Annotated in this window: 12 protein-coding genes; 6 read left to right on the top strand and 6 right to left on the bottom strand. The window is 64.2% G+C overall.

Annotation, left to right across the window (positions count from 1 at the left end):
* Positions 1-90: 90 nt before the first annotated feature.
* The 5 genes from QE385_RS19530 to QE385_RS19510 all read right to left on the bottom strand — a co-directional run bounded on the left by QE385_RS19530 (position 91) and on the right by QE385_RS19510 (position 3279).
* A complete protein-coding gene (locus tag QE385_RS19530; RefSeq protein ID WP_307105128.1) occupies positions 91-924 on the bottom strand; it encodes a hypothetical protein in 834 nt (277 codons plus the stop codon).
* 192 nt (positions 925-1116) lie between these two features.
* Positions 1117-1305 carry a hypothetical protein gene (locus QE385_RS19525; RefSeq protein WP_307105127.1) on the bottom strand — a complete coding sequence of 63 codons (189 nt, stop codon included), beginning with the start codon at positions 1303-1305 and terminating at the stop codon, positions 1117-1119.
* 250 nt (positions 1306-1555) lie between these two features.
* Positions 1556-1831 carry a hypothetical protein gene (locus QE385_RS19520; protein WP_307105125.1) on the bottom strand — a complete coding sequence of 92 codons (276 nt, stop codon included), beginning with the start codon at positions 1829-1831 and terminating at the stop codon, positions 1556-1558.
* A gap of 129 nt (positions 1832-1960) precedes the next feature.
* Positions 1961-2857, bottom strand: a complete 897-nt coding sequence (locus QE385_RS19515; protein WP_307105123.1) for a DMT family transporter — start codon at positions 2855-2857, stop codon at positions 1961-1963.
* A gap of 146 nt (positions 2858-3003) precedes the next feature.
* A complete protein-coding gene (locus tag QE385_RS19510) occupies positions 3004-3279 on the bottom strand; it encodes an HU family DNA-binding protein (protein ID WP_307105121.1) in 276 nt (91 codons plus the stop codon).
* A 327-nt stretch (positions 3280-3606) separates the two neighbouring features.
* On the opposite strand from QE385_RS19510, the gene QE385_RS19505 reads away from it, so the two are divergent.
* From QE385_RS19505 to QE385_RS19480, 6 genes are all read left to right on the top strand, one after another.
* Positions 3607-4814, top strand: a protein-coding gene (locus tag QE385_RS19505; RefSeq protein WP_373424739.1) for an IS3 family transposase whose coding sequence is annotated in 2 segments (ribosomal slippage) — positions 3607-3931 and positions 3931-4814 — 1209 coding nt in all. Because the reading frame shifts where the segments join, the coding sequence is not laid out codon by codon here.
* Positions 4815-5021: 207 nt separating this feature from the next.
* Positions 5022-5528, top strand: a complete 507-nt coding sequence (locus QE385_RS19500; protein WP_307105117.1) for a MucR family transcriptional regulator — start codon at positions 5022-5024, stop codon at positions 5526-5528.
* A 1031-nt stretch (positions 5529-6559) separates the two neighbouring features.
* Positions 6560-7300 carry an ImuA family protein gene (locus QE385_RS19495; protein WP_307105115.1) on the top strand — a complete coding sequence of 247 codons (741 nt, stop codon included), beginning with the start codon at positions 6560-6562 and terminating at the stop codon, positions 7298-7300.
* Complete coding sequence (locus QE385_RS19490; RefSeq protein WP_307105113.1) at positions 7215-8999, top strand: DNA polymerase Y family protein; 1785 nt, start codon at positions 7215-7217, stop codon at positions 8997-8999. The genes QE385_RS19495 and QE385_RS19490 overlap by 86 nt, the downstream gene beginning before the upstream one ends.
* The gene (locus QE385_RS19485) at positions 8996-12259 is read left to right on the top strand and encodes an error-prone DNA polymerase (RefSeq protein WP_307105111.1); all 3264 of its coding nucleotides are present in this window, start codon (positions 8996-8998) and stop codon (positions 12257-12259) included. The genes QE385_RS19490 and QE385_RS19485 overlap by 4 nt, the downstream gene beginning before the upstream one ends.
* A gap of 4 nt (positions 12260-12263) precedes the next feature.
* Positions 12264-12551 carry a hypothetical protein gene (locus QE385_RS19480; RefSeq protein WP_307105109.1) on the top strand — a complete coding sequence of 96 codons (288 nt, stop codon included), beginning with the start codon at positions 12264-12266 and terminating at the stop codon, positions 12549-12551.
* Between the two features lie 159 nt (positions 12552-12710).
* Here QE385_RS19480 and QE385_RS19475 read toward each other — a convergent pair whose 3' ends face one another.
* Positions 12711-13052: a hypothetical protein gene (locus tag QE385_RS19475; RefSeq protein WP_307105107.1), complete on the bottom strand. Its 342-nt coding sequence runs from the start codon at positions 13050-13052 to the stop codon at positions 12711-12713.
* Positions 13053-13422: the final 370 nt, after the last annotated feature.

Raw genomic sequence — 13422 nt, 5'->3', positions numbered from 1 at the left:
CTTCGGGTGGCGAGGCTCGAATCGGCAAGACGTTGATATCGTTGCTCAGGATGATCTCGTCGGGTCCGGCGTTATGATGAGCAAGTGGCCTCAGGTGGGTGCAGCGGTTGCCCTGCCACCGCTTGTCGCAGTGCCACTCGTCTCCATCGCTACAATCGCGGCAATCTGTTCTTCGATCAGCACTTGGAAGGCAGCATAAGCGCGGTAGCAATGGTCGCGTTCGATTTCGAGCAGATCCGCGACCGCGGCGATCCCCAGCGGCTCATTGCCGCCGAAGGCGTAGCTGACCCGGCCGTTGCGGACGTGCCGCGTGACCATCGCGGTCATGCCGAGGACGAAGCGCGACGAGAAGCCGTGGTTATAGGCGTTGCGAAAATCGTCGGTCGCCTCCTTGAACGCGCTCCCCGCCAAGGGTTCGAGCTTGAGCTTGAAAGCACGGTATTTGCGCCACGGCGCACCGAACGGCTCGATATCGTTGAGATAGAGATTCTTGGTCGGAAATTCGTCCTTCCAGCCCGCCATGTCCTTTGCCTGGTTCGCCTGATGGCTGAGATGGCCGACCGCCAAGGTGAAGCGTGACTTGATCGCATAAGGCTGGCCGAGCGCAACCGTGCCGAGCGTGTCGATGAATTCGTGGCTGAGCTCGAATTGCTCGTCGTCGCCAAGGCCCTGCATCACGTCGTCCCACGCACGCAGCCGTGCAACATTGTGCGTGAGCGCGTTGATGATGTTCGAAAGGTCGGTCGCGTACTCGTCGAGCATCTGGCTGTAAGGCATCCAGATCATGGTCATGGAATCGGGCAGCGTCCACCAGCGATAGGGCATGAAAGTGCCACCGGTTGGCACAGTGTCGAGCGCGGTGCGATACTGCGTGTAGTAAGCCACCATCCGATCGGAGCGGCCGCGCGAGAATTGGTCGGTCATGGGCGCAGAAATAGGCGTCGAGGGTAAGGTACGCGAGCCGATCGCCCAGTTTAAGTCCAGATCGGATGGATTAGTACGCCTCGCGCGACACAGTGTCGCGCGACCGCCGCTTCGTGGTGCTGGCCTGCTGTCCGCGCTACCAAGCCCCGTGCCGGGTCTCGGCGTATGCCGCGTCGGGCGGGGGACAGACCCTTAAGGCCGCTGGCGCTTCGCGACCTTGCGCGCGGCTGGTGTCAGCGGTGGCGTCCGCCCGCCCGACAGATCGGACTTGAGCTCATGCTCGTCTTTCCCTTCGTGCACCATGCGTTTGAGATTACCGATCGCGAGTATCTCGCCGATCACAGCATAATGGTCGAGCTGCCGCTGATAGGCTGCGCGCACGGTCGTGTCCTCCCAGCCTTACCTCAACGCGACCCGGCCCCAGAGCAATTGCCCGGGGCCGAAAAATGCCAGCCGTCGGTCACCGCGCTTCGTGTCCTGCCGATCGGTTGATCTCGATCTTTATTCCCCCGAAATGCTGCCGCAGCTCGAGCTGACGCTGACGCTGCCATCGTCGCGCGCCGCAGCGCGCCGCGCTGCCCCCTGCCATTTGGACCGTGCAACCGCGTCAAGCTAAGCTGCGTGACCAAATTCAGAGCGCTTTGCCGACAGGCGGCTTCTGGGGCGGCATTCGATCGGCGGCCTTTCGGCTTTCAGTACCGCTGTGCAGACAGGCGGCTAGCGGCCCATATCTGGCCGTCGGCATCGGCTGATCAGTCAGCGTCTGCTTTCGCTGATCGCCTGACCAAGAGCTGACAGTCTGCATCCGGCCCGGCTTCTGACGTTCCGAGGTGCCGGTCACACGAACTTTGAACGTCGGCTTCGACAACGAGCCGCCGTTCGGCACGCCGCAGGCGAACGTCAGCAAAGTCCCAAATCTCGCCGTGTTGGCATCTAAAGTACCTAGGCCTTCGAACCCGATTTAGAAGATGAATGAATGGCAGGAGTTGGGGAGCGGGGATGGCGGTCTGAATGACCGATTGTGGGTCACCATAACCTAGTCCATCGACAGACCATGCGTAGCGTCCGCTGCGTGACTGGCGTTGGGGCGCTCGCCGCGAACGACGACAATGCTGCCGACCACAATCAGCATTCCGCCCAGCAGGACTGGCCATCCCACCGGATCACCGAACAGGCCGATGCCGAGCGCGGCACCGATCAACGGCTCGATGTTTATGAACACGCCTGCACTGGCGCTATCGACGCGGGCCGCGCCATACTGCCATGCGGCCGTGGCAAAGAAGGTTGAGAGAATACCCTGCCCGATGATCCCGCTCCAGGCGACCGGGCTCAGCGCGAGTGGGGGCGCACCATGGAGCAGCAGCGCGATCGGCAGCACGGTGAGCGTCGCCACGACCAATGTGACCGCAGGCACAGCCATCGCCGATCGCGTCACAGGCACGCGCTTCAGCGCCAGAAGCCACGCCAGGAAGATCAGGAGCGATACCAATGAAAGTGCGATCCCGATCGCAGTGCCGGCGCCGCCAGGCTTGCCAGCGATCAAAGTCGCGCCACCCGTCGCTGCGACGACGCCGATCCACGAGGCACGCGTGACCCGTTCGCCGATCAGATATGCCGAGCCTGCGATCAGCGCGGGCATCGCTCCGACCAGCAGGGCCGCGAGAGTGACGGTAACCCCGGCCAACCCCTCGAATTGGATTACGAAGGCTAATCCGTAAAGCGCGCCCGCAAGCAGAACCGGCGGCGAACGGAAAAGCGCTCTTGCTTCCTTGGTGGCAAGGGCGAACGGACAAGCGACGATGCTGGCAACGAAGAAGCGGAGCAGCACCATATGCGCCGGGTCGAGTTCGCGCAGGGCCAACTTGCCGAGCGGAAAGCCGAGCCCCCAGGCAAGTCCCGCCAGAGTGAGGGCAAGAAAGGCGAGACGGTTCATACCGTGTCGTTGCCGCATTTCGCGGCTTTTGGCGATAGGCGGTGCCCGATGATCTAACGTCCGCTATTGCAGAGCCGGAAACGGGGAGCGAACGGCCGGGAATGCCAACATCGCCCCGCTCGACGTGCGTGCGGGGCGACAGGCGATCAGCCGTTGAGCTTGTCCTTAACGGCCTTGGCAGGCGTAAAGGCCAGCTTCTTGGCGGCCGCGATCTGAATGGCCTCGCCAGTGGCGGGATTGCGGCCCTCGCGGGCAGGGCTGTCTTTGACCTTGAACTTGCCAAAGCCATTGATGGCAATCTCGTCTCCAGCTGTGGCTGCCTCGACAATAGCGGCAAATACACCGTCGACGAGCTTGCGTGCATCAGCCTTGCCGATGTCGTGGCTACCGGCGATGCGGTCGGCGAGGTCGGCGTTATTCATGTCAGACTCCCATGTGGTGAAGGTGCTTCCATATCGCCAAGCATGAAGGTTTTGCCATCCACTATCCTGCAGATGGAATGGGGCCACATCAGGAGTTTTGTAGAGGTCGAGCGAGCCGACGGGGAGCCGCCCTAAGTGGCTCAATAATTCGAACAACCAATCATTTCCAAAGGGCACCGATTGCCTGCGCGGGGTGCTAAATACCCCGGTCAAAGGGCAGAGGCGATCATATGGATATGAAATAAAGCGGCTGAGCTGGCCCCCATTTCGACCGGACGGATTCAAGCCTAAGAAGGAGGCTTGGGGCTATCCCCTAAGCATAGGCTTATGTCCGTGTCCGAGATCATCACCGACGGCGGTCGTCGCCGTCACTGGAGCACGCCCGAGAAGCTGAGGATCGTCGAGGAAACGCTCGATGGTCGCGAGAGCATCTCGGTGGTGGCGCGCCGCAACGGCGTGGCGCCGAACCTGTTGTACCGCTGGCGGCGGCTAATGCTGGAAGGCGGGAGCGTAGCGGTGGCTGGCGACGACGAGGTGACCAGCAACCGCCAGGTCCGCGAGATGGACAACCGCATCCGTGAACTGGAGCGCCAGCTCGGCCGCAAGACGCTGGAGGTCGAGATCCTGAAGGAGGCGATGGAGCGCTCGCGCCCAAAAAAAGCGAGCTTGCTCATGCACTCGCCGTTGCCGGAGACTATCCGGTGAGCCTGGTCGCCAGCACGCTGGGCGTCGGGCGCTCGACGGTGTACGACTGCCTGGGCGGCAGCACCAAGGCTCGCGGGGCGTACACGAAGGCCGAGGATGCGGATTTGCTGCCGCGCATTCGCCAGATCGCCGCGCAGCGGCCAACATATGGCTACCGCCGCATCGCGGCGGTCCTCAATCGACAGCAACGCGCCGAAGGATCGGCGCCGGTCAACCACAAGCGTGTCTATCGCATCATGGCGGCGGACCGCCTGCTGCTGGCGCGGCGCTATACCGAGCGGGCCGACTATGGCCATGACGGCGTCGTGGTGACGATCCGCTCGAACCTACGCTGGTGCTCGGACGGCTTTGAGTTCACCTGCTGGAACGGCGAGGTCGTGCGCGGCGCCTTCATCATCGACGCCCATGACCGCGAGATCATCGCCTGGCGTGCGGTCGCCAATACCGGCATCAGTGGCTCGGACGTGCGCGACATCATGCTGGAAGCCGTGGAAACCCGCTTCGGCGCTGTACGTACGACCACGCCGGTCGAGATGCTGTCCGATAACGGCTCGGCCTATACCGCCCGCGAAACGCGGACCTTTGCCCGGCAACTCGGGCTCAAGCCCTGCTTCACGCCTGTCCGAAGCCCGCAATCCAACGGCATCTCCGAGGCCTTCGTGCATACCCTCAAACGCGATTACGTCCGCGTCTCGCCGCTCCCCAATGCACTCAACGCGTTGACATCGCTGGCCGGGTGGATCGAGGACTACAACGACAACCACCCGCATTCAGGGCTCAAAATGCGTTCGCCGCGCGAACATCGCGCACTGGTTTTTGCAACCGCTTAAATCCGTCCGGTGAAACGGGGGGCAGATCAGCGGCGATACGTTCCGCCTCACCATATGATTAGTTGAGCGATAAGACTTATCAGGAAAATAATGTCTTGACGATTTGCACCCGTTGCTGCTGCAAGACGCGTGCTGTGGCATGGCCGTCAACGGTTCAATAGACCGAGCAGCACCGTAAAGCTCCTGACACTCCCATCTGGACAAAACATGGCTGACGAAAACATCACCGACACTGCACAGGCTGTCGAACTCGCGACCGAACTGACCATTGCCTGGCTGGGCAACCCCAACACCCGGATAGACGCGGAGCAGGTTCCGGCTTTCCTGGGCAGCATGCACAGCGCCATTCTACAGCTGGCTGGCGGTAGCGCACCTTCGGGAGGGGAGGCGGTCGATACTATCGAATACACCCCAGCAGTGTCGGTGCGGAAGTCGCTGGCCTCGAGGGATCACATCGTCTCGATGATCGATGGCAAGCCCTACAAGACCTTGCGCCGCCATTTGGCAACCCATGGGCTTACGCCCGAGCAATATCGCGAGCGCTACAATCTGAAGGCGGACTATCCAATGGTCGCCGAGAGCTATTCGGAAAGCCGTCGCGCGATGGCCAAGAAGATCGGTCTGGGCCGCAAGCCCGGCAGCAAGGTACCCGCAAAGCCCAAGGGCGTGAAGGCCGCCAAAAGTGCCGCTGCGGCCCATCTGTCCGGAGAATAACGGAGCTAGCGGGCGGCCTTCAACGAGGTACGCCCGCCGGTTACACCTGATTACGGTGCGGACCTCTTCAGCCTGTGCCTCTCAACCTCGCCCTGTATCGCGCCTGTCCAAGCCGTTTGCGTGCCAGACGAGGGTCTTCGTAGAGGTCGCGAAGGGCGCGGCGCCTGAAGTTGTTCCACCACCTTTGCCAACGATGTTCCGCCGCGTCGTGCAGCATATGGCATCGTTGGCATAAGGCCGCCAAATTGGCAGGCCAGTTGTGACCTGGGTCATGATCCAGATGCGCACAGGCCAGGACGACATAAGTCGTCCGTACCGCAGCGATATCGACATAACGGACTGTGACGCGCTTGCCTCGCGCGGAACGCCAACATTGAAGGTCGGCGTCCCACCATCGACCGTCGCCCAAGTGCGGAACCAGGCGCAGATGGGGCCGGGCGCATCGTTCACAGCGAGATTTCGCCCGGTCGAACCGAATGCGATCCGACAGCTGCTGCCAGTCGATCGGATAGAGCCAACGGTTTTCGGAGCGGATCGGCATTGGAATTTTATGAGTCAATTTATAGAAAGGCGAAAGGGGTAAATTCACTTTCTGTTGATGATTTGTACAACTCCCGTTCCATCTTAGGCATATCGGGGGATACCTTGTCCTGACACCCGCTCCAATCAGCGATAGCGAACAGGCACTGATGCGAACGTCAGAGCCCGAGCGGTTCGTCATCAATACGGTCCAGCAGAGGCCGGGACTAAACACCTAAGCCGCGAGACGTAACCAATCGCCAGGGCAGGCGGGCAGGAGATATGCTCCCCTGTCGGATTGCGGCGCCTATCCTGGCAGAGGGCACCGATTTGATCATGTGCCGCATGCCAGCACATGCTGGCCGCGCGACAATGCGCCGCCATTGATTCACGAGACTGGACGATACACCCCTAGAATCCCATCCAAAATCCGATTGACGATTGCCACCAAAATACGGAACATAAAGGGAACACATTGAGTCTTCCAGGTTATGTCTGTCTTCCCTCGCACCATGCCTGCGACCATCGCCCAGCTCCGGACGATCGTGATGCCGATCGCGGATTATCGTATCACGCCTTTCGGCATCGATGCGATCGACACACGGCTCGGTGCCGGGGGGTTGCGATCGGGTGCGCTGCACGAGGCGACAGCTCGCAGCAGCGCGCTGGTCGACGATGCCGCAACGACGTTGTTCCTGGCCGGCATCGCGGCGCGGGAAGCGGCACATATCGGCGGTCCCGTTCTTTGGGTGAGCGGCAGGACGGATCTTTATGCGCCGGCCCTCGAACAGGCGGGGCTGCCGGCCGCGAGGGTCATCCACGCGCAGCCGCGCGATGATGCAGCTCTGCTTGCCGTCGTCGAAGACGCGGTGCGCGACGGAACGCCGTCAGCGATCGTCGCGGAGGCGAGCAAGGTGTCTATGGTTGCGACCCGTCGCCTCCAGCTCGTCGCGGCGGAGGCTGACCTGCCGATCCTGTTGCTTCGGCGCAGGCGGAGCCGCAACGAGGATCCGTTGGCCGAACCGTCTGCCGCGTGGACCCGCTGGCGGATCGGAGCCGCGCCGTCCGAGCGGCTCGACGTCGCGGGCGTAGGACGGGCGCGATGGTTTGTAGAATGCGTCCGACAGCGTGGGGGAGGGGACTTCTCCCTAATTGTGGAGGGTAGCGATGAGACGGGTCGTCTCGCTGTTCCTGCCGAACTTGGCCGTGGAGCGGCTGAGACGGGCGGAGCGGTCCGCATCGTCGCGGCTTGAGCGGGCCGCCCTCGAGCTGCCGATCGACGACAACCCCGGTGCCTGTTCGGTGCCGCGGGGCGGCGGGTGGCGGCCGGGCGCACGCTGGGCGCGCGAAGGTCTGCGCTCCCGCGCCGATGTCGCGGCGCAGATCGCGATGCTGCCGACGCATGCACAGCCACCCATGCGCGAGCTTGGTCGACGGTCGGAAGCAGCAAGCCATCCTTACAAGGCGACAGCGCCCATACAGCGCATGAGCGTTCCGGAGATGGCACCGCTCGATCACGCGCCGCTCGCGCTGATCGGCAAATCCGGTCGACGCGAAGAGGTGGTGGCCGCCTGTGAGGGCGCGCGCGCGCTTGGCATCCACCCAGGGATGGCAGCGACCCACGCCCGCGCGCTGGTGTCCGATCTCGACTTCCGCCCGGCTGAGCCGGAGGCCGACGCCGCGCTGCTCGACCGGCTTGCGCTACTGGCAGTGCGCCGGTGGTCGCCGATCGCCGCGGTCACGCCCAGTGACGGCCTCTGGATCGATCTCACCGGCTGCGCCCACCTCCACGGCGGGGAGGAGCGCTTCTGCCAGCGACTCCTCGCCTTCTGCCGACGCGCCGGGTTCACTGCCCGGGCTGCCGTGGCAGATACCGGGGGCGCGGCGCATGCCCTTGCGCGATTTGGTCGGAGCGATTGCATCCACGTCGCGCCAGGCGCAACCGCCGGCGCGATCGCACCTCTGCCGATCGCGGCGCTGCGTCTGGAACCAAGCGCGCTGAGCGCAGCCAAACGGTTCGGATTCGAGACGGTCGCTGATCTGCTGCCGGTTGCACGGGGACCGCTGGCGCGCCGGCTCGGCCTGGCGGCGATCACTCGGCTTGACCAGGCGCTCGGCGCAGTCGCCGAGCCGATCACGCCGCGCGAGGATGCCGAACTGCCGATGGTCGAGCGTCGGCTTCTCGAACCGATCGAGACTGCTGAGGCGATCGAACAGGTGATGGCCGATCTTCTTGGCGATCTTGCCGGCGTTCTACAGGCGCGGGGGATCGGCGCGCGCTCGCTGCGCCTGACCGGCCTGCGTGTCGATGGCACCGAGCAGATGGTCGCCATCGGCACGTCCCGGCCGACGCGCGAGGTGCCGCATCTCCTGCGGCTGCTGAACCTCAGAATCGAACGGATCGATCCTGGCATGGGGATCGAGAAATTCTGGCTGGTGGCGCCACATACCGAACCGCTCGATGCAGTCGACCTGGGCGCGGTCCTTGCCGGCGAGACGTTGGTGCGAGATCCGGCGCGTCTGGTCGACATCATCGCTGGCAGGATCGGACCACATGCGGTCTTTCGCACCGCGCCGATCGAAAGCCATGTGCCGGAGCGGGCCGTCGCCCGCTCCGACCCGAATGGCATGCCCGGCCACTGGCCGTCCTGGCAACGGCCGATCCGCCTGTTCGCAAGACCGGAACCCCTCGCGCGTGTGATCGCGCTGATGCCGGATCAGCCCCCCCGGCGGTTCGAATGGCGCGGCAGGACGCACAAGGTCGTGGCGGGCGATGGCCCCGAACGGATCCACGGCGAGTGGTGGCGGCGCGACGCCGAGATTTGGGCGGTCCGAGACTATTACCGCGTCGAGGATGAGGAGGGCGGCCGCTACTGGGTTTTCCGGCGCGGGGACGGTTTCGAGGACGCCACCGGCAACCTTAGCTGGTGGATGCATGGGGTCTTCGGATGACCCATTATATCGAGCTGCAGGTTCTAACGCACTTCTCGCTGCTCCGGGGTGCATCGTCGCCCGACGAGCTGTTCGCGGCTGCGGCGCTGCTCGGCTATCCGGCGATCGGCATCAGCGACATCGGCACGGTGGGCGGGGTGGTGCGCGCCTGGGAGGCGCAGAAGGCGACCCATGTGCGGTCGATCGCCGGCACCCGCATCGACCTGTCCTGCGGTCGGCGCCTGCTGCTCTATCCCACCGATCGCGCAGCCTGGTCACGGATCACGCGGCTTCTTACCGTCGGCAAGAAGCGGGCAGGGAAGGGGGGCTGCTTGCTCCACTGGCACGACCTGCAGCCGTGGTCGGACGGCGTGATCGCCATCCTGCTGCCGCATGAGGCCGACGAAGAGAATCTTGCGGCACTGAAGGACCTGACGGCGGTATATGGGCGGCGCGGCTACATGGCACTGTTCCAACGGCGCCGGCCGGGCGATGCCGTCCGCATCGATGCGCTTGCGCGCCAAGCGGGCGGGGCAGGGGTCCGCGCCGTCGTCACCGGCGATGTCCTCTACCATGCGCCCGAGGCCCGCCTCCTGCAGGACGTCGTGACCGCGGTGCGCGAGAAATGCACCGTCGACGAGCTCGGCTACGCCCGCGAGGTCAATGCGGATCGCGCGCTGAAATCGCCAGACGAGATGGTGCGGCGTTTCCGCGCCTATCCCGATGCGCTTCAGGCGAGCGTTGATATCGCGCGGCTCTGCACCTTCGACCTGGGCGAGCTCGCGTACCAATACCCGCATGAACGGGTGATCGAAGGATTGAGCGCGCAAGGCGCACTCGAGCAGCTCACGGCTGAGGCCGTCGATCGCATGTTCGACGGCGACGTGCCGCAGCCGTATCGCGATCAGATTGCGCACGAACTGCGCCTGATCGGCGAGCTGGGCTATGCTCCCTATTTCCTGACCGTGCACGCCATCGTCCGCGAGGCGCGCCGGCGCGGGATCCTCTGCCAGGGGCGCGGTTCGGCGGCCAATAGCTGCGTGTGCTTCGTCCTCGGCGTCACTTCGATCGACCCGATCAAGCACGAGCTGCTGTTCGAGCGGTTCGTATCGGGCGAGCGGCGCGAGCCGCCCGATATCGACGTCGATTTCGAACATGAGCGGCGCGAGGAAATCATCCAGTGGATCTACGAGACCTATGGGCGTGATCGCGCGGCGCTGACCGCGGTGGTCACTCGCTACCGTGCGCGCGGCGCGGTACGCGACGTCGGCAAGGCGCTGGGCCTGCCGGAGGATCTGACCTCGTCGCTGGCCGGGCTGGTCTGGGGCTGGTCGGCCGAGGGGGTCGGCGAAAAACAGGTCGACGAGCTGAACCTTGATATCGGCGATCGCCGCCTGCGCCTGACGCTCGATCTCGCGCGCAAGCTGATCGGGGTGCCGCGCCATATGAGCCAGCATCCCGGCGGGTTCGTGCTGACCCATGATCGGCTCGATGACCTGGTGCCGATCGAGCCCGCCGCGATGGCGGACCGTCAGATCATCGAATGGGACAAGGACGACATCGACTCATTGAAGTTCATGAAGGTCGACGTGCTCGGCCTAGGCATGCTCGGCTGCATGAACCGCGCCTTCAACATGCTGGAGGCCGACAAGGGGCTGCACGTCGAGTTGAAGGACCTGCAGGACGATGACCCGGCGGTCTTTGCGATGATCCAGAAGGCGGACACGCTCGGCACTTTCCAGATCGAGTCCCGCGCGCAGATGAGCATGCTGCCGCGCATGAAGCCGCGGCGGTTCTACGATCTCGTCATCCAGGTTGCGATCGTGCGGCCGGGGCCGATCCAGGGCGACATGGTTCACCCGTATCTGCGTCGGCGCGAGGGGCTGGAGCGACCGGAATATCCGCGGCCCGAGCTGCGCGCGGTGTTGGAAAAGACCCTCGGCGTGCCGCTCTTTCAGGAACAGGCGATGAAGGTCGCAATCGTCGGCGCAGGCTTCACGCCTGCGGAGGCGGACGCCTTGCGGCGCGCCATGGCCACCTTCAAATTCACCGGCGGAGTCAGCCATTTCAGCGAGAAGCTGGTCGAGGGGATGGTCGCGCGCGGCTATCCGCGAGACTTCGCCGAGCGCACGTTTCGCCAGCTCGAAGGGTTCGGTTCCTATGGCTTCCCCGAGAGCCATGCCGCGTCGTTTGCCAAGATCGCCTATGCCTCGGCGTGGATGAAGCATCATCATCCCGATGTATTTTGCGCAGCTCTCATGAATGCACAGCCGATGGGCTTCTACGCGCCGGCGCAGATCGTGCGCGATGCGCGCGAGCACGGTGTCGAGGTGCGACCGCCCTGCATCAATGCCAGCCGGTGGGATTGCACCTTGGAGCCGACGGGCGGTCGTTACCTTGCCGTCCGCCTCGGGCTGCGGGTCATCCGTGGTCTGTCGAATGCCGATGGCGCGAAGATCGTCGGTGCGCGAGCGACGGCTCCCTATGAGAGCATCGAGGAGGTCTGGCGCCGGTCCGGCGCTCAGCGGGGTTCGATCGAGAAGCTCGCGGACGGCGACGCATTCCATGGCTTCGGCGCCGATCGGCGGCAAGGGCTCTGGAAGGTGAAGGGGCTGGGCGAAGCACCGCTGCCCTTGTTCGCCGCGGCTGACCGCACGAGCTTCATGCAGAGCGCGGAGGGCATTGAGCCCCATGTGGCTTTACGGCCGCTCACCGATGGTCGCGAGGTCATCGAGGACTATCGCAACCTCCAACTCTCGCTCCGCGCTCATCCGCTGACGTTCGTGCGTGACCAGCTGAAGAGGCGCGGCGTCACCTGCTGCGCCGATCTCGCCAGCGTTCGCGACGGCCGTCACGTCGAGGTCGCGGGGATCATCCTCGTGCGGCAGAAGCCGGGCTCGGCCAAGGGCGTCCTGTTCATCACGATCGAGGACGAGACGGGAATTGCCAATGGCATCCTCTGGCCCGACCGCTTCGAAGCGCAACGGCGCACCGTCATGTCGGCCTCCATGGTGGGCCTAAAGGGACGTGTGCAGAAGGAAGGGGAGGTCATCCACGTCATTTGCGACCGGATCGTCGATCATGGCGATCTGTTGCATCGCGTCGGCGAAATGTCGTTCCCGCACCGCACGGGTCGCGGCGATGCGGGACAGCATCCCGGCTCGCCGGACCGCGGAGACCGGGAATGGCGCCCCGAGCCGCGCAACTGCTACTGGCCGCCCCACGCAGAGGGTAGGGATCCGGAGGATGTCGTGCGGTTCAAATCGCACGACTTCCATTGACCTCATGTCGAAGCTGCCCAGACATCAGCGCGTCGTGATCGCGCTGTCGCTGCATATCCTGCGTGCCGGCGTGGCCAGATGCGCGGAGACGACGGTCGACGGGATCGAGGTGCGGCTCGCACTGCGCTGCCTGCTGCCGCATTGTCCTGAGCGCTGGCCGCTCGAACTGTACTGGGATGCGGCTTCCCAATCGAACGAGATCGGGCGCGCCCAGGGGGTCACTGCCGCGTTCAACGGGATCGTGCGGCAACTTCGGAAGGCCGGGCGGTATGAGGACGTGTCACCGCTGTGAGCAGTCGCCCGACGATCGCAGCGCCATATCGCACGCTCGCCGAATGGGCGAAGGATCGCGCCGACATGCGGATCGTCTGCGCCTGCGGACGGACGATCAATCTCCCGGCAGAGCGCATCCTCGACCGCTTCAAAGGCGATGGCGAGGTGGCATCCAAGGTCATCCGCCTGCGGTGCCAGAGCTGCCGGCGTCGGGGCCATGCGTCGGTGTCCTCGATCCCCGCCCTGCGTCGCTAGGACTGTCAGGCCGATCGCAATCCTGGGCGGCTGCCTCTTTGATGAGACCGGCCCAATAGGCCAATATCAGACCGCTTGGCGGATCACTCTCATCGGTGACGAACGCGAAGACCGCCAGATGGTCGGCAAATTCGCGCATGTTCACAGCCTTTTGACGGTTCAGGACCGTCAGCAACAGTACTGCGAAATGCCCCATCGCGTGCACGGTCGTGATATTGCCCGGAATGTCAGTGTCGCGCGACTGCGGTATGATGCTCTCTGTCATACGCCCCCCGTGTCCTTTGCACCTCCACCCGTTGGAAAGCTGGAGGCGCCCGATACTCCCGCGCTGGCGGCGCGGGAGCCGGGGCTGGTAACACGTCAGGACATGCGCCCACGTTTTTAGCGCCGAGGCGCCTGGACATATACGCAGGCACCCCGGCGCGAAATCACACCGAGTTGCCGTTCCTAACGGGATTACCAGTCCCGGCGCTGCCGCTTTGCAGCGCGCGGGTCGTTTATCAGTCGCTCTCACCAAAGCCAAGCGACACCATGATTCCGCATTTGAAGAGTGGCGGTTCACCTCGTCCGTATTGAAGGTCACCCGAGCTGCTTCTATGCGCTAGCTCTGGCGACACTGCACGCTTGAGCAAAAA

The organism is Sphingomonas sp. SORGH_AS_0950 (assembly GCF_030818415.1).
Lineage (GTDB): Bacteria > Pseudomonadota > Alphaproteobacteria > Sphingomonadales > Sphingomonadaceae > Sphingomonas.
Note: the sequence above shows the minus strand (reverse complement) of the source record. Positions and strands in the feature narration are given on the sequence as shown.

Bases quoted from the DNA above. Each gene is read 5' to 3' on its own strand.
- QE385_RS19475 (WP_307105107.1), bottom strand. From the start codon at position 13,052: ATGACAGAGAGCATCATACCGCAGTCGCGCGACACTGACATTCCGGGC.
- QE385_RS19485 (WP_307105111.1), top strand. From the start codon at position 8,996: ATGACCCATTATATCGAGCTGCAGGTTCTAACGCACTTCTCGCTGCTC.
- QE385_RS19490 (WP_307105113.1), top strand. From the start codon at position 7,215: ATGAGACGGGTCGTCTCGCTGTTCCTGCCGAACTTGGCCGTGGAGCGG.
- QE385_RS19510 (WP_307105121.1), bottom strand. From the start codon at position 3,279: ATGAATAACGCCGACCTCGCCGACCGCATCGCCGGTAGCCACGACATC.
- QE385_RS19480 (WP_307105109.1), top strand. From the start codon at position 12,264: ATGTCGAAGCTGCCCAGACATCAGCGCGTCGTGATCGCGCTGTCGCTG.
- QE385_RS19500 (WP_307105117.1), top strand. From the start codon at position 5,022: ATGGCTGACGAAAACATCACCGACACTGCACAGGCTGTCGAACTCGCG.
- QE385_RS19495 (WP_307105115.1), top strand. From the start codon at position 6,560: ATGCCTGCGACCATCGCCCAGCTCCGGACGATCGTGATGCCGATCGCG.
- QE385_RS19515 (WP_307105123.1), bottom strand. From the start codon at position 2,857: ATGAACCGTCTCGCCTTTCTTGCCCTCACTCTGGCGGGACTTGCCTGG.
- QE385_RS19530 (WP_307105128.1), bottom strand. From the start codon at position 924: ATGACCGACCAATTCTCGCGCGGCCGCTCCGATCGGATGGTGGCTTAC.